The following is a 17,359-nucleotide window of genomic DNA, read 5'->3' as shown; positions in this document are numbered from 1 at the left end:
GAGGGTTGCCCGCGGCCGCGGCCGGAAAGTCGGCCAGCGTTGCCGTGTCGGACGCCGTCGCGCCGCCGGCGCCACCGCAAGCCGCCAGCCCCGCGCAGAGCAGGGCCGCGGTCAAAGCGAGTCGTGCAATCGATTGCAAAGAGGGGGAAGTAAAACTTGGAGCGGTCCTTTCAGAGGTGCCACGAATAGAGCTTACTTCCGTCTTCATCATTCGTTCAACTTCCGGTCATGGGGTTTGAAATGACGTGCAATCGATTGCACGTTGACGGGATGTTGCAACGAAGTTACTGGTTGTGTCAATCGATCCGTCCCGTATCATCGGAATACCGTGAATTACTGGGCAGTCGGCATGGACGCAGCGCCTTGCCGGGATGCGCCCGGTGCAATCGTTTCCAGAAACCGACAAGGAGGGCCCTTTCGGGCAAGCATTCAATGACCAGCCCTGGAAAAGGAAGGCGCGACGAGCTGGCGAGCCGAGGCGCATCGGAGCAGAGTGCGACCCTGCAGGACGTCGCTCGGTTGGCGGGTGTTTCAGCCAGCACCGTGTCGCGCATCCTGAACGGGCACGTCGACTCGCCGCGGCGCGACGCCGTCGAAGCCGCGATCAAGAAGCTGCGCTTCAAGCCGAACCTGGTCGCGAAAAGCCTGCGCAGCGGGGTGAGCATGACCATCGGCGTGCTGACGCAGGATTTCGACAACCCCTATACCTCGCGTGCAGCCACGGGCGTCGAAGACGAACTGAGGAGCAGCGGCTACACCCCCATCCTGGTCTCGGGCCACTGGGGTCGCGACGGTGACGAAGCGGATCGCGTGCGCCTGCTGATGTCGCGCAAGATCGACGGCATCGTGGTCATCGGTGGACGGCTCAGCAACGAGCAACTGCTGGATCTCTCCGAGCAGCAGCCCATCGTCGTCATCGGCCGCGAATGCCACGGCCCCCGCCTGAGCTCACTCGATGTCGACCAGCGCCGGGGCGGCTACATGGCAACCCGTCACCTGATCGAGTTGGGGCATCGGCGAATCGCGCACATCGCGGGGATCGAATACCAGCCCGATGCGATTGCCCGCATGCAGGGCTACATGGATGCGCACCGCGAGGCCGGTCTCTCGGTGGATCAGCGCCTCATCGTGCGCGGTGATTTTTCCGAATTGGGTGGCATGCAGGCGATGCAGGCCCTGCTGGATTCCGGCATCGGGTTGACGGCGGTCTTCGCGGCGAATGACCCGAGCTTGAACGGCGCGCGGCTGGTCCTGTTCAATCGAGGCATCGAGGTGCCGGGGCAGGTCTCGCTGGTGGGGTTCGACGGCTTTCCTCCGTCCGCGTATTCGGTGCCGCCGACCACCACGGTCCGGCAACCCATCTATGAGATGGGCTGCACCGCCGCCAGGGAATTGCTTCGGTTGCTGGGCGTGAAACAGCTGAACGACGCGCCGATCGGGTCGCTGGATCTGCAGCTGGTGGTGCGGGGCAGCACCGCACCACCGCCTCACCCGGCTGGATGACCCTGGGTGGGTCGGTGCGGCGCGCCCCTGTCATTCGACATGCGACGCCCTCATGGTGCAGCCCTTGTCGCATTGAGCGAGGCACGGATCGCCTCCGGCGGAAGCAAGGCTTCGTATTGCCGTTCAAGCTCCATGAACACCGAGTGCGAAGCATCTCCGACCATCAGCCGGGATTCCGTCACGAAGTCGGACAGCCGATCACCGTTCGCACCGTAGAGCGAATCGTCCGAATCTTCCGGATGTTCCAGCACGGCGACGGCCATCTTCGAACGCAGATCCGCGAGGTGACGGTTCGACCAGTTGGAGACGATCGAATCCAGCTGCCTCAGCGCCATCTTCAGCACGTCGACAGGCATCGTCGCCAGCGCGGCCAGGCCCTGGGTGGCCAGCGCACGCTCGACGTACCGGAGGTGGCGCAGCACCTTGCGGGCCTGGGGATGCGAATCGAGCAACTTCTTCAGCGCGGCCCGCAACGGCGCCGCTTCGGCGATGGCCGCTTCGCTCAGCGCCTGCGGTCCGGGCTCGGGCGTGGCGATGCGGATGTGAAAGTCCCGCCCCTCGCGCTCCAGTTTCAAGTCGCTGAAGAGGATGCGCGCCATGAAGTGAAACGGTGCCAGCAGCAACCGAAACTGAAGTGGAACCATCGATCGCACACCCGCCGTTGTCATCACCTCGACAGTGTGGGCAGCCTTCGGATCGAATGCATGATCGAGCCATGATCAATGGTTCAACGGCATGACACCCCGTGAGCATTTCACGGGGTTGCGCGGGACGGCTCAGCAGGGCGAGTTGGTCTGCGTGAGCACGCCGAGCTTGTACGGCAGCCTGCCGTAGTCGCCGCTCGCGCCAGGCGCCAGCCCCTGGTAGAGGAAGTGCATGTTGCAGGCGCTGACCTCGACGTTCTGGTCATACCCGGTGCGCAGAATCTCTCCGTGGCTGATGCCCTGGCTCCACTTGCCGGTCGGGAAGCTCACGTTGGCGTCGCCGGCGAACGGGCTGGACTCGGTCGCGGCCAGCGGCGTCCAGGTTCCGCCCAGGCTGCTCGAAGTCCACGAGCGGAAGTACCGCCCGCTGCTGCCGATGGCCTCGACGATGAGCAGGTACTGCCCGGTCTCGCGCACCTTGTACACCTGCGGTGCTTCGAAGACCTTGTTGCGATCGGCGTCCTGCAGCGCGATCACCGTGTTGCCGAAGCCGTTCGGGAAGTTCGCGAGCGTGGTCTGCGAGCGGTAGATCTGCCCGTTGTCGCCGGCGGAGAACAGGTGGCAGTTGGCCGCGTCGCAGGCCACCGCGAAATCCAGCCAGTTGCCGCCACCGTTGCCGGTGTTCTGCTGAACGATCGGCGGCACGCTGCTGTAGAAGGTCTTCAGCGCGCTCCACCCGCCCGGGTTGCCGATGTCGGGGTTGGTCGAGTAGGCGGCGTTGCCGTTCTGGAACACCAGGTACCACAGCCGCGAAGGCGCATGGAAGAACACGAACGGTGCAGCCCGGTACCCGCCGCCGATGGCGGTGGAGTCGAGGAAGTAGGGCGTCGCCGCCCCGGCGTTCGACCAGTCCGTGAAGGAGCGGTACTCCAGGCCCCACCCGTTGCCCTTGGCCTGGGTCGAGAACACGTGCCAGAGGCCGTTGTAGAACACGACCGACGGGTCCTTGATCGCCACTTCCGGGAACTGCGCGGCGGGCTTGGCCACCATCAGCGCCGCGCTCGAGGTCCAGCGGAAGCTGGACGGCAGCGCCACGTTGCCGCCTCCACCGCCGGGCGGCGGCGTGGTGGCGCCGACCGGCACGAGCGCCCAGGTCTGGTTGCGGCCGCTGTAGTCGGTGTACTGGGTGACGTCGCCACCGTCGGCGGTGGACGCGCCGGCGACTTCGAGCACCTTGCCCGAGTTGCGGTTGATGAAGCGCACCGCGTTGTTGTCGGCGCCGACCAGCTGCCACTGCTGGTTGGTGCCGTCGTGGTCGGTGTACTGGTTGACGGCGGCCCCGTCGGCCGTCGAGAAGTTCCACACGTCGACGACCTTGCCCGAGTGCTTGTTCTTCAGCCGGTAGTAGCCGTTGCCGGAAGGGACCAGCTGGAACTGCTGGTTGGTGCCGTCGTGCCGGCTCCACTGGCGGAACTCGGCACCGTCGCCGGTCCCCCAGTTGTAGAGGTCGAGCGCCTTGCCGCTGTTGGCGTTGACGACGACGTACCAGGTGTTGGCGTCGACCGTGACGGCGGCCAGCGCCGGGGCGGTGGCCACCAGGGCGCCCGCCGACAGCACGAAGGCCGCCAGCGTCGACAGCGTCTTGCGAAGCTTCATCGTGTTCTTCATGACAGTTCTCCTTCAGATGAGAGGGGGCTCACAGGTCACCGAATCCGATCGCACCGTTGCAGTGCAGCCATTCGCTGCGACCGCTGCCGCCGCCGCACCGGCCGTTCTGGTACACGCCGGTGTTGTAGGTCTGGTTCTCGGCCTGCCGCACGCTGCCGTTCACGCTCAGGTAGTCGATCTGGACGTCGCGGCCGCCGGCGTCATTGGTGAACTCGACGGTGCTGCCGCCCGACAGGCTGGTCGTGAAGGTGTAGTTGGTCATCGCGGTGCCGAGCGTCCAGCTCTGCACCGCGGTGCCGCCGACGCGCAAGGTCACGCGCTCCTGGCCCGAGGTTCCGCGTGCGCGCACGACGATGGTCTTGCCGGTCGTGCCGCCGCCACCGCCGGGGTTGTTGCTGCGCACGTAGTTGGCGAGCCAGGTCAGCGCGGGGCGCGCGCTGCCGTCACGGCGCACGAGGTGGGAGTTGGCCACCCAGGTCTGGCCTTCGTTGTAGCCCCACAGCGTGACGCCCGCGACGGCCGGGTGGGTCCAGAAGATCGGGAACTTCTGTTGATAGCGCGCCAGCTGCGTGGCGTCATCGCCGGTCATGTCCAGCTCGGACACGTAGATCGGCAGGCCGGTCTGGGCCAGCGACTCCAGGCTTTGCGCGATCACGGCAGCCGGCACGTCGTCCAGGCTGAAGTAGTGCGACTGGATGCCCACGCCGTCGATCAACCCGCGCGACTTCAGGATGTTGACGATGCCCTTGTAGCGGTTCAGCTCGTCGGCGTTGCCGACGAGCCCGTACTCGTTGATCAGGAGCTTGGCGTTGGGGCAGTGCTGGCGGGCCTTCTGGAACGACCAGACGATCCAGTCCCAGCCGGTCGAGCCGGCGCCGCCGAGGGCCCCGCGGTAGCTGGCCGGTTGGTGCAGCGGCTCGTTGACCACGTCGATGTACTGCGTCTGCGGGTAGCGCTGGCAATACTGGCGGATGAAGTCCTCGACCTCCTCGGCCTGCTGCTGGGCACCCAGGCCACCGATCCAGTTCGGCTCCTGCGAACCCCACACGAAGGTGTGCTGCTTGAACGGAAAGCCGTTGGAGCGCGCGTAGTTGTAGGCGGCGTCGAGCTGGCCCCAGTTCATCTGGCCGCGCACCGGTTCGACCGAGCCCCATTTGCCGGCGTTTTCCGGCGAGACCTGGTTCCAGTAGGCGCTGAAGTTGGCCGGCGGATTGCCGGCAATGATGTTGCCGAGGAACTTGGTCTTGCCGACGGCGATCTGCGCCTGCGCCAGGCCGGCTGAACCCAGCAGGCCGAGGGTTGCCGTGGCGCAGATCATGGTGCGGCTCACGGCATTGAAGATCTTCGAGGTATTCACTGTTGTCTCCCTGGATGAGTTGAACGGATCGGATGGAGGCCACCGGCGGCTGCCGGTGGCCGACGACAACGGCGCGATTGCGCGTCAGCGCAGCCCCACGCCGCCCTTCTTGTAGTAGCCCTGCGTCCAGCCGAGCAGTCGGCCACCATCGGTTTCCGGCGACGTCTGGGGCGTGTCGCCGGCACCGAAGAACAGCCCGGCAATGTGGGCGTCGGCCACCTTGTCCAGGTTGTTGAAGAGGTAGTCCACCTTGTTGTCCTGCCAGTGGTTGGTGGTGTTGTTCTGCTGCGCGTTGCCGAGCGGCACCTGCCACATCAAGGTGGACTTGCCGACGATCTCGGCCAGCTTCTTGCTCCAGGCCAGGTAGGCCGCGAAGCTCTGGTCTGTGCGCCGATCAGCGACAAGGCATTGGCGCCGCCCACAGGGGTTGAGTGGCTTTGTCGGTGGAGTTCCATGGTTCGATCTGCCTTTTCAGTTCACCAGGGTGGTGATGCTCTTCGCCGGCAGCGTGACGGAGAACGCGTTCGCGCTGACGCCGATCGCGGGCTGTCGCTCGAACGTGGCGGCCCCGGTGGTGCGGTACGGCGTCAGGCTGGTCAGCGCGCGGCCGGCGGGGGCGATCGACGTCGTCAGGGTGACGTCGGCCGCGTTCTCGTTCACGAGCACGACCACCGCCTTGTTGTCGGCCGCGCCGGCGGGGGTTCCGAACGCCGAGACGCGGACGCCCTTTTGCGGCAGCGATGTCGCGTCGTAGCGGACGTAGCCCGGGCGGATGAAGTACGAGAAGTGCTTCAGGCCGATGCCGAAGTAGGTCGGCTTGTTGTTCGTCCCGATCAGGCCGGTCGGCGTCGCGTCGTTGGAGTTGACGAGCCACCAATGGACGTAGGCGTTGTACTGCGACAGCGTCAGGCCGTCGTGGACTTCCTTGGCCATCGCGATGGCGTCATCGATGCTGGTCGGCCATGACGACTTGGCGTCGGATTTGTTGACGGAGTCCAGGAAGTGCTCCGTCATCCAGGCCTCTTTGCCGAGCTTCTGGGCCAGGCCCGAGTAGTTCGGCGTGCCGCCGTAGAGGTGGCCGCCGACGATCGAGAGGTTGCCGGCGGCCTTGGCGTCGGCCAGCAGCGTGTCGGTGGTGGCCTGCGAGTAGTAGAAGGACTCCGGCGCCATCAGCTTGGTCGTGGTGCCCGAGATCGCCGTCGCGCCGTGGCCGCCGACCCAGGCCGTCATCTCGTCGGCGTTCCACAGGCAGGACTCGTAGTCCGTGGGGTCCCAGTCCGGCTCGTTCTGCAGCGAGACGGCGTAGAGCTTCACGTTGCGCGTCGCGGCATACCGGATGTAGGCGTTCAGGTACTGGGCGTAGTCCGCGTACTTCGCGGGGTCGAGGCGCCCGCTGTAGAGCGGGTTCTTGCGATCGGCGTTGACGATCTTCATGCTCGCCGGAGGTGACCACGGCGACGCGAAGACCATCGCGCCGCGCGCCTGGGCGGAGATGCCGTTCTCCAGTTCTGCGGTCCATTGGCTGGTATCGGCCGTCCGGGTGGAAGCGTTCCACTCGGCGGGCGCGATCCGCAGTCGAAGGATGCTCAGCCCGAGGCTGTCGGCGCCGCTGGTGCCGAACAGGACGTTCATGCGATCGTCCGTCATCTTGTTGTAGTACCAGGCGGCCGAGCCGCCGAAGCCCTGGAGGGTCTGCTTCGCATCGCCGAAGTCGATGGCGGCCGTGCCCGGGGCCGGCGCGATGGTCAGCGTGGTGCTGATGACCGACGAGATGTAGTGCGCGCTGTCCTTCGGGACGAACGTGGCCTGGACGAGGGCGCTCCCGGCGGCGGCCGTCGTGGCGGTGCCCAGCGGCTTGCCGTCGGCGGTCATGTACGAGGCCGGATCGGCCGTGCCCTGGACGCCGTAGATCGCGTAGGGCGCGGTAGTGATCTGCGAGGGCGTGAGCGCGGTGCCCTGGAGCACGGCCGAGGGGAGATCCCACCTGACCGGCGGCTGGGCCTTGTGGACCGTCAGCTTGCGCGTGACGGTGCTCGTCGAGTACTTGGTCTTGTCCTGCGGCGTGAACGTGACAGACAGCGTCTGGACGCCGACCTCGGGCTTCGCGCCCACGGCGGGTGTATAGGCGAACGTGCCCGCGACGCTCGCTTTCGCGTTCAGCTGGGCCGTGCTGAGTGCCGTTCCCCAATCGATGGCCGCTGGATCGGGCCAGGTGATCTGCACAGCAGGTGCAGGTGCAGGCGCAGGTGCAGGTGCAGGTGCAGGTGCAGGTGCAGGTGCAGGTGCAGGTGCAGGTGCAGGTGCAGGTGCAGGTGCAGGTGCAGGCGCAGGCGCAGGTGCAGGTGCAGGTGCAGGCGCAGGCGCAGGCGCAGGTGCAGGTGCAGGCGCAGGTGCAGGTGCAGGCGCAGGCGCAGGCGCAGGTGCAGGTGCAGGTGCAGGTGCGGGTGCAGGTGCAGGTGCGGGTGCGGGCGCAGGTGCGGGTGCGGGTGCGGGCGCAGGTGCCGACCCGATCGGTGCCGGAGCGGTGCCCGAATCATTGCTGCCCCCGCAGGCAGACAGCACCATCGCGCACAGCAGCGCGCTCGTTGCAGTGGCGCGTCCCGGGCGTTGGATTGGCATGCTCATCGTGAAGATCCTGTTGCGTCAAAGTGCGGTGCGCCTACGTCATTCGACGTGTCGCCCCCTCGATTTCCGGCGCGATTGTGGGAGGCGCGATACCGGGGAAACTGACGAAACTTGCGGAGTCGATGAACGCTTCTAGGGGGGGCGTTGGCGCAGCGAGACGCAGTGCAACAGGATGAAATTTCACCGCACCCGATTTACATCGAATCGGGGGGCGCGCCTGCACACAGGCCGCACTGCGGCCCGTGTGCAGTTCGGTCAGGGGGTCACGTGAAACGTCGCATCGCTGCGGTCGGTCTGGTTCTTGACGAGGTCCAGGCGCAGCACATAGGCGTAGTGGCGGATGTAGCGGGTCGAGTCGCTGTACGCCTGGAACGAACTGGCGCTCGTGTCGGCCAGCCCCGGCACCTGCTTGAACGTGGCGTCCGCGGCGAACTGCGGCGATCCGTCGTACGGCGCCAGTTCGAAGACGAAGTCCTTGTGCCGCAGGTAGTAGCCCGGGAAGTTCACCGACGCGAACGACACGTAGCCCGCGTTGTTCGCCAGCCCCTTCACGATCCGGAACTTCGAATCATCCAGCGGCGAGACGTTCGGATCGATGCGCACCGTGAAGCTCGAATGCCGCACGTACCGATCCGGAAAGTTGGAGGACTGCAGCCGGTTGATGGGCGTGGCGCCGCCCCACTGCGCGTTCACGCGGCTCATCTCTGCCGCGCTCAGGTTCAGGATGCCGCCATGCCGCTTGCGGTCCGCACCCAGGTTGTACGAGCCTGTCGACGCGATCTGCCAGTTCTGCGCGCTGCCCATGTTGATCGAGCTCAGCGGCAGGTAGCCCTTGCCGGCGGCGTACTGGTCGACCCACAGGCCCCACTTGGCCTCGTTGTTGAACTTGAAGAGGATGGGGCCTTCGACCATGCTGCCCGTCAGGCCGATCTGCGACAGGTCGCCGATGGTCGTCCACGCGCCCAGCACCGACTGGCTGCCTTCGAGCGTGATCTGGCCGTCTCCGGAGGCACGCACGTACTTGAAGCCGCCGACGTTGCCCGCGACCTCGATGATCTGCGTGTCGATGATGCCTTGCGTGCCGGGCCGGTCGATGTACATCTGCGGCGCGGTGAAGCTGCGGAAGTCGGTCGTCTTCGCGTAGTAGATGCGCGGCTTGTCGACGCCGTTGAGCGGCGAGATGGTCGCCCAGTACACGATGTAGGCGTTCGATGCCGGGTCCCAGATGGCTTCGGGTGCCCAGGCGCAACCCGCGTTCGGGATGGCGCCGGCGACGTCGACCAGGCGCGGCTCGGACCAGTGCACGAGGTCCGTGGATTCCCAGATGACCAGCTTGGTGCTGGCGTGGTGCATCGCGGCGTCCCAGCCCTTGCCGCTGGCGATGCGCAGGTCGGTGGCGAGGATCCAGTATTTGGAGCCATCGGGTGAGCGCACGATGGTGTGGTCGCGCACGCCTTTCTCGCCGACGGTCGACATGAGCACAGGCTGGCTGTTGTTCAGGTCCGACCAATGCATGCCGTCGGTGCTGACCGACATGTAGGTCTGCTCGCCTTGCGCAGACTCGCCCGTGAAATGAACCAGCAAATAGCCCGCCGACTGCGCCTGCGCACCGCCGAACGCAGCGGCGAGCAAGGTGGCAGCAACAGCCGACCGAATCGATCTCAGAAATGTCTTCACCAGTGAACTCCTGTCTCCGTGGAAAAGCAGCCGTCATGAGCTGACGGGCCCGTTGCGCCTCGCTCAATCGGCGAGATCGCGGGGGGCGATGCTACGGAGGCGGTGCTGCACGGTCCAATCGCTTCTCGGCGCGCGCCGATACCGGATTGAATATTCCCGCGAATACCCTGACACGCCATCGCGACCCGGTGATGACTCGGCTCGAAAAGCAATGTAGAGAGGAGCGGGCGAGGGCATCGAAGCCGGAGATATTCCTCACGCATCGCTGCGCGATCTCCGCGATCACGAATCGATCGACAGGCGATCATTTTTTCCGCGGGTGCGACCGCCAGACTTCGGGCCTTTGGGCGGAGTCCAGGTCATGTCTTCATTTCAGCACCGCGTGTCGTTGTGCCTGCTGCTGCTGGGTTGCAGCGGCGCTGCGTGGTCACAGTCCCACGGCGACACCATGGCCCGGATCCGCGACAGCCGGTCCATCACCATCGGCGTGCGCGAATCGGCCCGGCCCTTCTCGTTCCTGAACGAGCAGAAGCAACCGGTCGGCTACTCGGTCGACCTGTGCATGAACGCCGTCGAGGAGATCAAGCGCGAGCTGAAGCTCGGCGAGCTCAAGGTGCAGTTCAAGGTCGTCAGCGGCGCGGAGCGCATTCCGAAGCTGCAGGCCGGCGAGATCGACCTCGAATGCGGGTCGACGACCAACACCCGGGCACGCCAGGAGAAGGTCGATTTCAGCTACTCGTTCTTCGTCGCCTCGATGCGCGTTCTCACCGCCAAGAGCATCCACGTCAACGCGGTGAAGGACCTGAACGGGCTGCCGATCGCGCTCATCAAGGGCACCACCTCGGAGAAGCTGTTCAAGCAATTGGGCGACGGAGAGCTGCGTGCGCAGTTCCAGTCCTACACCAGCAATGCCGACGCGTACAAGGCGCTGAAGGAAGGCCGGGCCCGGGCTTTCCCGCAGGACGACTCGTTGCTGCTCGGCCTGGTGTCCGCCGACCGGGCGCTCGATTCGCTCGAGGTGAGCCCGCTGGCTCTCTCGGTCGAGCCCTATGCGGTGATGGTCCGAAAGGGTGACAAGGCCTTGCTGGCGGCGGTGGACCGCAGCCTGATGCGGCTCTACGCGAGTGGCGAGATCAACGCGCTGTACGACAAGTGGTTCATGACCGACACGCTGACGATCAAGATGAGCCGGCTGACGCGCGACGGTTTCTCGCGCCCCAACAAGGAGGCCGGCGTCGCGGCGCTGCTGGGCTTCTCGATCTGATTTCACCCCTTCAGGCCCGAGCCTGAAACGGCTCGGGCCCGAATGCCGCTCAGCGACCCAGCGTGATGCGGCCCACCTGGAAGTCGACGTCGCGCTTGCCGGCGCCCACCTTGGCGTCGGCCACTTCCACGGCCGACAGGGCGCCCTGCGTGACCGCGATGGTTCGCGCATTGGCACCGCAGTACGACTCGGAGGCGAACCGGGCCAGCGGGATGCTGTACTCGCGCAGTTCCGGCGTGACCGGCTGCAGCACCACCGGGTAGCAGCCGGCGTCGCGAATGGCCTTCTCGTCGCCGAGCACGCGGATGCGCAGCACGCCCGGCGCGCTGGCGGCGAGCTGCAGCGTCAGGGTCTTGTAGGCCGAGGCGTCCATCGGCTTGCCGCCGCTGCCCACGCCGACGGTGAAGCCGACCCCGGCCCAGGTGCTGCCCTTCTGCGGCCAGATCACCCCGGTCACGCGGGCGACCCCGTTGGCCGCCGCCAGCTTGCCGACGGAGGCGTCGCCGGCCTTCTCGGCATAGGCGAAGCCGTCGGTGGAGGCGCCTTGATCGGTCCCGCTGCCGGCCTTCATGGTCGCGAGCACGAGGCGGCTGCCGTCGGCCGCCGGTTCGGCGGCTGCGGCCGCCGGTGCGCGTGCGGCGTCGTTGCCTGCAATTGCGGCGGCCTTCGGCGCGGGCGCCATGGCGCAGCCCGTCGCGAGCGCGGTGACGATCGTTCCTGCGAGCCATGCATGGCTGGCGGCGCTTCTGGTGTTCATGCCGGTTTCCTCGTGGTGGTGATGGACAGGAGCGCGTTGCCATTCCCGCGAATCGACGCGCGGCGAAGGCCGTGCAGGGCGGCGAGCCAGCTCTCGTTGCTGGAGGTCAGCGCCCAGCTGGTCTCCTTGATGATGTCGAACCAGGTGAAGGCCCGGACGTTGGGCAGCGTCTCGATGTCGCTGAACATGCGCTCGATCCACGCGGCCTTGTCGCCGCCGGTTTCGGAGCACCCGAGTTCGGCCAGCACGATGGGCTTGGACGGCGCGATCTCGCGGGCCATCGCGACCGCGCGGCCGAAGACCTGGCTGAAGGGCGTCCAGTGCGACCAGCTCTGGCTGGTGCCGAAGTTGTAGCCGTCGATGCCGATCCAGTCGACGTACTCGTCGCCGGGGTAGGCGGCGCGCGGGTCGTTCCAGGCTTCCGCGGGCGTGCTGTCGTTGTTGAAGCACCAGACCCAGCGCACCTTGTTCGCGCCCGCCGCGCGAAAGCGCTCGACGATGTGGCGGTGGGCCCGCGCGAAGAGCTGGGGCTGGCGGCCGTTCTTCACCAGGCACCAGGGATACCAGTCGCCATTGAACTCATGGCCCACGCGCAGCATGAAGGGGAGGTCGACGCGCGCCGCGCCTAGCGCCCAGGCGTCGATGGTCGCGTCCCACTTGCCGGCGACGATGTCGGCCAGCGCCACGGGGCTGTTGTCGAAGCCCCAGGGCTCCCAGGTCACTTGCGCCGCCACGCCGCGCTGCGCGAGGTAGCGGATCTGCGATTCCGGGAAAGCCGCGCCGAAGCGGGTGAACCACATCGCGGCCGCGGGCTGGCGGCGCAGGTCGGCTTCCGCGTCGGCCAGCAGGTCGGGCAACGCGCTCTCGCGGAAGAGGCCGAAGAAGATGCCGCGGCGGTTGTCCTCGTCGCGGTCGACGACGATCGGCAGAGCCAGCGCGTCGTCGAGTGCCGACGGCACCTTCGGCGAACTGCCGCAGGCCGGCAGGCCCACGCCGAGGGCCGAAGCGGCGAGCAGGCGGCGGCGCAGGAGTTGATCGGGGCTCATGGTGCCAGCTCCAGCGTGACGATCGCCATCGAGCGGGCGGGCAGGGTGATGGTGCGTCCCGCCTGCGCGGCGAGCGGCTGCAACGGCTTCTCCTCTTCCGCGATGCCGGCGTCGAAGAAACGCGCCTCCTTGAGCGTCAGCGCGGCCTGGCCGTCGATGCGCACCGGCTGGGCCTGCGTGCGGGTGTTGAACAGCACGAGCTGGAGCTGCGAGCCCTTCTTCGTCGCATGGGTCCACAGCATCGAGTCGCTGCTCGCCGCTTCGACGAAGGTGCCGTCCAGCTCGCCCAGCAGGCCGAAGCCGTAGTAGGTCGGGCGCGGCACGCCGCCGGTGTCCAGCAGCCCGTGGAAGCCGGTGCCGATGTAGGCGAAGTAGTGGGCCAGGTTCACGCCTTGCTGCGCCATGCGCAGGGCCGATTCGGCGGCCCACATCGCGCCCACCTGGTCGGACAGGAAGCGCGGCCGGTCGGTGCGCCACGACAGGCCGTACTCCGTCACGCCGAAGCGGATGCTTCTGGCGTGGCCGAGCGGGTTGCGCGAGCGGTCCTTCCACAGGGCGGAGAAGCGCGCGATCGAGCGGTCGACGTCGGCCACCGTGGCGAGCGCGGCCTCTTCGGTACCGTCGCCTTCGGTGGGGTAGATGTGCCAGGTGAGCACGTCCACGGCGTCGCCGCACAGCTCGACGAAGCGCTCGAGGAAGAGCGGGGCGCCGGGCTGCGCACCGGAGACGGCGGGGCCGGCGATCAAGGCCTTCGGGTCTTCGCGGCGGATGGCCGCGGCCTGCGCACGGAAGACCTCGCAATAGCGCTGGACCGTCCAGCTCGTGTCGCCCCGCACGGTGCTGAAGAGGTCGGGCTCATTGCCGATCTCCCAGATCCTGACGTTCAGCCCGCGGTCGCGGGCCAGGCGCACGGCACGGGCCGCGTCCTGCGGCGTGTTGGCGGCGGGGCGGTCGGGCCGGCCCTGGAACACGCGTGTCTGCACCAGCAGTTCTCGTTCGCCGGCCACCTGCGACAGCAGCGACTTGAACGCGTCCAGCGTCGGCTCGTCCATGTCGTGCTCGTCGCCGATGTTGCCGCCGGGAAAGCGCAGCGCCGCGGCCGGCACCTTGGCGATCTCGTCGCGGAATTCCGTCACCGACATCCAGTTGCCGAAGTTGAAACCCGACAGCACCTGCCGGTTGACGGCCGGGCCGGCGCGCGACGGATCGATGCGCACCGTGGCGACCTGCGCGTTCGCCCAGGTCGCCACCGTGAGGGCGAAGACGCCGACGCAGCGGGCCGCCGAGCGGAGGGGGGTGGGGGGAGGGATGTCTTTCGGCTTCATGGCCGGCACGATAGCGTTCCGTGCAAGCGCTTGCAATGAGAGGGCCTGACCGTTCTTGCGAATCAACGGAAACTAGCGGGAAACCCCGGGGGTTTGCCGGGCGTGAAACCCCAATCCATGGGGTCGTTCTCCTTTCACGCGCGAGGAAGTCAAGCGCTATCATCGGGCCATGCCCATCGAAAACACCAGCGTCACGCTCGAAGAGGTGGCGCGCCTGGCCGGGGTTTCCACGAGCACGGTGTCGCGCTACCTGAGCGGCACCCACGTCGTCGCCGAAGAGAAGGCCACGGCGATCGAGAGCAGCATCAAGCGCCTGAACTACCGGCCCAACCTGGTCGCGCGCGGGCTCGCCAAGGGCCGCACGATGACCGTCGGCGTCCTGACGCAGGAGATCTCCAGCTCGTTCTTCAACGAGGCGATGCGCGGCGTCGAGGATGGCCTGGCCAGCCACCACTACGAGGCCATCTTCGTGAGCGGCCACTGGAACAAGGTCGAGGAAGAACAGCGGCTGATGTCGCTGATGGGCCGCCGGGTCGACGGCGTGATCCTGCTGGTGGCCGAACTGGACGACGAGCTGCTGGATCGCCATGCGCAAGGCGTTCCCACGGTGCTGCTCGGGCGGCAGTCGGCGTCGATGCGGGTGCATTCGCTGTGCTTCGACCACTACGCCGGCGCCTGCGAGGCGGTGCGCCACCTCGTCGAGCTCGGCCATCGCCGCATCGCCTTCATCGCCGGCCCTCCCGGGCGCCAGGATGCCGAAGAGCGCCTGCGCGGCTACCGCGACACGCTGGTCGCGGCCGGGCTGCCCTTCGACGAACGGCTGGTGGCGCCGGGCGGCTACGTGGAGACGGGCGGCGTGACGGCGATGAACATGCTGCTCGACCGCGGCCTGCCGTTCAGTGCGGTGTTCGCCGCCAACGACGACTCCGCCTATGGCGCGATGCTCGCGCTGTACCGGCGCGGGATGCGCGTGCCGGACGACATGTCCATCGTGGGCTATGACGACCTGTCCCATTCCTCCTTCTCGCTGCCGCCCCTGACCTCGGTGCGGCAGCCGCTGCGCGACCTCGGCCGGGAGGCCGCGGGGGCCGTCGTGGCGCTCATCGACGGCCGCAAGCCGCCGCGCGCGACGATGGCGAAGCTGGAGTTGATCGTCCGCGAATCGACCAAGGCGGTTCCCGTCACACGCTGACGCACAGCGCCCCATCCCGGTGCGCCTCACATCGCGAAATCGCAAGATCGGCTAGGTCCGTTCAGGGTTCCCCCTGGGCCGGCTCCGACAGACACTTCATACACTGCCGTGCAAGCGCTTGCATGAGTGTTGTCACGAACGCGACGGGCGCGTCGTCGGACCCCACCAGGAGATGAAGTGAAATTCGCAACCAGGCTCAGTCTCGCCACGCTGCTGGCATCGGCCACCGGCCTTGCCTCGGCACAGGCGGTGCTGACCGTCGCATCGTTCAAGGACCTCGACCGCTCGGTGCAGGCGGCGATCCCGCTGTACAAGAAGATCCACCCCGAGGTCGAGATCAAGCTGGTCGCGCTCGGCTACGGCGACCACCACAACGCGATGACCACGGCGCTGGCCACCGGCGCGAACCTGCCCGACGTGATGGGCATCGAGATCGGCTTCGTCGCCAAGTTCGCCGAAGGCGGCGGTGTCGAAGACCTGTCCAAGCCGCCCTACAACGCGCTGCAGTTCAAGGACAAGTTCTTCAGGTTCACGGTGGCGCAGGCCACCAGCCGCGGCGGCATCTTCGCCGCGATGCCGGCCGACATCGGCCCGGGCGCGCTGTTCTATCGCAAGGACCTGATGGACAAGGCCGGCGTCACCGAGGCCCAGCTCACCAGGTCGTGGCCGTCGTTCATCGACGCCGGCAAGGCGCTCAAGGCGAAGACAGGCGCCTACCTGATCCCGCATGCCGCGGCGATCAAGGACATCATGATCCGCTCGGGCCTGAAGGACGGTGAAGGCATCTACTTCGACGCCAAGGGCAAGACCCTCGTCGATTCGCCGCGCTTCGTCGAAGCCTTCGAGACCGCCAAGCTGGCGCGTGCGGCCGGCATCGACGCGAAGGTCGGCGCCTGGAGCAACGAGTGGAGCGAAGGCTTCAAGCGCGGCACCATCGCCTCGGAGATGATGGGCTCGTGGCTGGCCGGCCACCTGAAGAACTGGATCGCCCCGGACTCCAAGGGCAACTGGCGCTCGGCGGGCCTGCCCGGCGGCGTGAACGCCTCGTACGGCGGCAGCTTCTACGCGATCCCCAAGGGCTCGAAGAACAAGGAGCTCGCCTGGGACTTCGTGAAGTTCATGACGACCAGCAAGGAAGTGCAGATCGCCGCCTTCCGCGAACTCGATGCCTTCCCGGCGCTGGTCGAGGCCACCACCGACCCGTTCGTCGACCAGCCGATGGACTTCCTCGGCGGCCAGAAGGCGCGCCAGGCCTGGAAGGCCACTGCCGCGAAGATTCCCGCCACCGAAGTGGACAAGCTCGACCCGGTGGCCGCCGAGGTCGTGAGCGCCGAGTTCGACAAGGTGCTGGAGCAGGACAAGGACGTGAAGACGGCGCTGGCCGACGCGAAGAAGGCGATCGAACGCCGCGTTCGCCGCTGATCCACCGAGACCGGAAGTCCCCCCATGTCCGCAGTCCCCGCCCTCAACGGCGCACCGGCGAAGAAGACGAAGCGGCGCCGGCTCAAGCCGTGGCGCTTCATGCCCTACGTGTTCGTCGCGCCGTTCTTCATCCTCTTCCTGACGTTCGGCCTGTTTCCGCTGCTGTTCTCCGCGTATGCGTCGTTCTTTCGCTGGGAGCTGACCGCGGGCCTGGGGGGCATGAAGTGGGAGGGCCTGGGCAACTACGCCTTCGTCCTGCAGTTCGATGACCTGCCCTGGTCGCACTTCTTCTCGGGCCGGTTCTGGTCGGAGCTGTACGCGCGCGACTTCTGGCGCGCGATGTACAACACCTTCTGGCTGGGCATCGTCTCCGGGCTGCCGCAGCACCTGATCGCGGTGCCGCTCGCGTTCTTCATCCACACGAAGTTCCGCCGCGCGCGCAACCCGGTGATCGCGATGTACTTCCTGCCGTACATCACCAACACCGTGGCGATCACGCTGGTGTTCTCGTCGCTGTTCTCGCGCGACTTCGGCGTCATCAACCAGGTGCTCACCGGCCTGGGCCGCCTGGAGGTGTTCGGCGCGCACCCGCTCGCCTGGCTGTTTCCCGTGCAGAACGTCGACTGGGGGCGGCCGGAGTACACGCGGCCCATCGTGTCCTTCATCGTCTGGTGGCGCTTCGTCGGCTGGAACACCGTGCTCTACCTGTCGGCGCTGCAGACCATCCCGAAGGACCTGTACGAAGCCGCGACCATCGACGGTGCCGGGCTGTGGCAGCAGTTCCGCTACATCACGGTGCCCTTGCTGCGCCCGATGATGCTGCTGGCCGTCACGCTGACCATCATCGGCAACCTGCAGCTGTTCGAGGAGCCCTTCATC

Annotated in this window: 15 protein-coding genes; 6 read left to right on the top strand and 9 right to left on the bottom strand. The window is 67.0% G+C overall.

Features of this window, described 5'->3' with window-relative positions; translation table 11 throughout:
- Positions 1-465 precede the first annotated feature (465 nt).
- Positions 466-1,503, top strand: coding sequence for a substrate-binding domain-containing protein (locus tag AC1D1T_RS19895; RefSeq protein WP_477843347.1), 1,038 nt, complete (start codon positions 466-468; stop codon positions 1,501-1,503).
- A gap of 50 nt (positions 1,504-1,553) precedes the next feature.
- Here AC1D1T_RS19895 and AC1D1T_RS19890 read toward each other — a convergent pair whose 3' ends face one another.
- From AC1D1T_RS19890 to AC1D1T_RS19870, 5 genes are all read right to left on the bottom strand, one after another.
- Positions 1,554-2,102: a hypothetical protein gene (locus AC1D1T_RS19890; RefSeq protein ID WP_477826441.1), complete on the bottom strand. Its 549-nt coding sequence runs from the start codon at positions 2,100-2,102 to the stop codon at positions 1,554-1,556.
- Positions 2,103-2,279: 177 nt separating this feature from the next.
- Positions 2,280-3,815, bottom strand: coding sequence for a non-reducing end alpha-L-arabinofuranosidase family hydrolase (locus AC1D1T_RS19885; RefSeq protein WP_477826442.1), 1,536 nt, complete (start codon positions 3,813-3,815; stop codon positions 2,280-2,282).
- Positions 3,816-3,843: 28 nt separating this feature from the next.
- Entirely contained in the window at positions 3,844-5,172 is a 1,329-nt protein-coding gene (locus AC1D1T_RS19880; protein WP_477826443.1) for an endo-1,4-beta-xylanase, read from the bottom strand.
- A gap of 84 nt (positions 5,173-5,256) precedes the next feature.
- Positions 5,257-5,490, bottom strand: a complete 234-nt coding sequence (locus AC1D1T_RS19875) for a hypothetical protein (protein ID WP_477992360.1) — start codon at positions 5,488-5,490, stop codon at positions 5,257-5,259.
- A gap of 153 nt (positions 5,491-5,643) precedes the next feature.
- The gene (locus tag AC1D1T_RS19870) at positions 5,644-7,395 is read right to left on the bottom strand and encodes a glycoside hydrolase family 30 beta sandwich domain-containing protein (RefSeq protein ID WP_477826445.1); all 1,752 of its coding nucleotides are present in this window, start codon (positions 7,393-7,395) and stop codon (positions 5,644-5,646) included.
- An 11-nt stretch (positions 7,396-7,406) separates the two neighbouring features.
- Between AC1D1T_RS19870 and AC1D1T_RS19865 the strand changes: the two genes are divergently transcribed.
- Complete coding sequence (locus tag AC1D1T_RS19865; protein WP_477992359.1) at positions 7,407-7,802, top strand: hypothetical protein; 396 nt, start codon at positions 7,407-7,409, stop codon at positions 7,800-7,802.
- A 250-nt stretch (positions 7,803-8,052) separates the two neighbouring features.
- Here AC1D1T_RS19865 and AC1D1T_RS19860 read toward each other — a convergent pair whose 3' ends face one another.
- The gene (locus AC1D1T_RS19860; RefSeq protein ID WP_477827888.1) at positions 8,053-9,474 is read right to left on the bottom strand and encodes an AbfB domain-containing protein; all 1,422 of its coding nucleotides are present in this window, start codon (positions 9,472-9,474) and stop codon (positions 8,053-8,055) included.
- A 448-nt stretch (positions 9,475-9,922) separates the two neighbouring features.
- Here AC1D1T_RS19860 and AC1D1T_RS19855 point away from each other — a divergent pair, with 448 nt between their 5' ends.
- The gene (locus AC1D1T_RS19855) at positions 9,923-10,738 is read left to right on the top strand and encodes an amino acid ABC transporter substrate-binding protein (RefSeq protein ID WP_477827889.1); all 816 of its coding nucleotides are present in this window, start codon (positions 9,923-9,925) and stop codon (positions 10,736-10,738) included.
- Between the two features lie 49 nt (positions 10,739-10,787).
- Here the strand turns inward: AC1D1T_RS19855 and AC1D1T_RS19850 are convergent, their stop codons facing one another.
- The 3 genes from AC1D1T_RS19850 to AC1D1T_RS19840 are packed head-to-tail and all read right to left on the bottom strand — an operon-like array spanning position 10,788 to position 13,866.
- Complete coding sequence (locus tag AC1D1T_RS19850; protein ID WP_477992358.1) at positions 10,788-11,495, bottom strand: hypothetical protein; 708 nt, start codon at positions 11,493-11,495, stop codon at positions 10,788-10,790.
- Positions 11,492-12,541: a glycoside hydrolase family 26 protein gene (locus tag AC1D1T_RS19845; protein ID WP_477840142.1), complete on the bottom strand. Its 1,050-nt coding sequence runs from the start codon at positions 12,539-12,541 to the stop codon at positions 11,492-11,494. Before AC1D1T_RS19845 ends, AC1D1T_RS19850 begins: the two co-directional genes overlap by 4 nt.
- On the bottom strand, positions 12,538-13,866 hold the full coding sequence (locus AC1D1T_RS19840; protein ID WP_477992357.1) for a GH39 family glycosyl hydrolase: 1,329 nt from the start codon (positions 13,864-13,866) through the stop codon (positions 12,538-12,540). Before AC1D1T_RS19840 ends, AC1D1T_RS19845 begins: the two co-directional genes overlap by 4 nt.
- Positions 13,867-14,035: 169 nt before the next feature.
- Between AC1D1T_RS19840 and AC1D1T_RS19835 the strand changes: the two genes are divergently transcribed.
- The 3 genes from AC1D1T_RS19835 to AC1D1T_RS19825 all read left to right on the top strand — a co-directional run.
- The gene (locus AC1D1T_RS19835; RefSeq protein WP_465113489.1) at positions 14,036-15,058 is read left to right on the top strand and encodes a LacI family DNA-binding transcriptional regulator; all 1,023 of its coding nucleotides are present in this window, start codon (positions 14,036-14,038) and stop codon (positions 15,056-15,058) included.
- Positions 15,059-15,235: 177 nt separating this feature from the next.
- Complete coding sequence (locus AC1D1T_RS19830) at positions 15,236-16,480, top strand: ABC transporter substrate-binding protein (protein WP_477827295.1); 1,245 nt, start codon at positions 15,236-15,238, stop codon at positions 16,478-16,480.
- Between the two features lie 24 nt (positions 16,481-16,504).
- Positions 16,505-17,359, top strand: an 855-nt coding sequence (locus AC1D1T_RS19825; protein ID WP_477992356.1) for a carbohydrate ABC transporter permease, incomplete at its 3' end; no start/stop codon positions are given.

The organism is Rhizobacter sp. P2_H3 (assembly GCF_056403355.1).
Note: the sequence above shows the minus strand (reverse complement) of the source record. Positions and strands in the feature narration are given on the sequence as shown.

Bases quoted from the DNA above. Each gene is read 5' to 3' on its own strand.
- AC1D1T_RS19850 (WP_477992358.1), bottom strand. From the start codon at position 11,495: ATGAACACCAGAAGCGCCGCCAGCCATGCATGGCTCGCAGGAACGATC.
- AC1D1T_RS19855 (WP_477827889.1), top strand. From the start codon at position 9,923: ATGGCCCGGATCCGCGACAGCCGGTCCATCACCATCGGCGTGCGCGAA.
- AC1D1T_RS19890 (WP_477826441.1), bottom strand. From the start codon at position 2,102: ATGGCGCGCATCCTCTTCAGCGACTTGAAACTGGAGCGCGAGGGGCGG.
- AC1D1T_RS19885 (WP_477826442.1), bottom strand. From the start codon at position 3,815: ATGAAGAACACGATGAAGCTTCGCAAGACGCTGTCGACGCTGGCGGCC.
- AC1D1T_RS19840 (WP_477992357.1), bottom strand. From the start codon at position 13,866: ATGAAGCCGAAAGACATCCCTCCCCCCACCCCCCTCCGCTCGGCGGCC.
- AC1D1T_RS19845 (WP_477840142.1), bottom strand. From the start codon at position 12,541: ATGAGCCCCGATCAACTCCTGCGCCGCCGCCTGCTCGCCGCTTCGGCC.
- AC1D1T_RS19835 (WP_465113489.1), top strand. From the start codon at position 14,036: ATGCCCATCGAAAACACCAGCGTCACGCTCGAAGAGGTGGCGCGCCTG.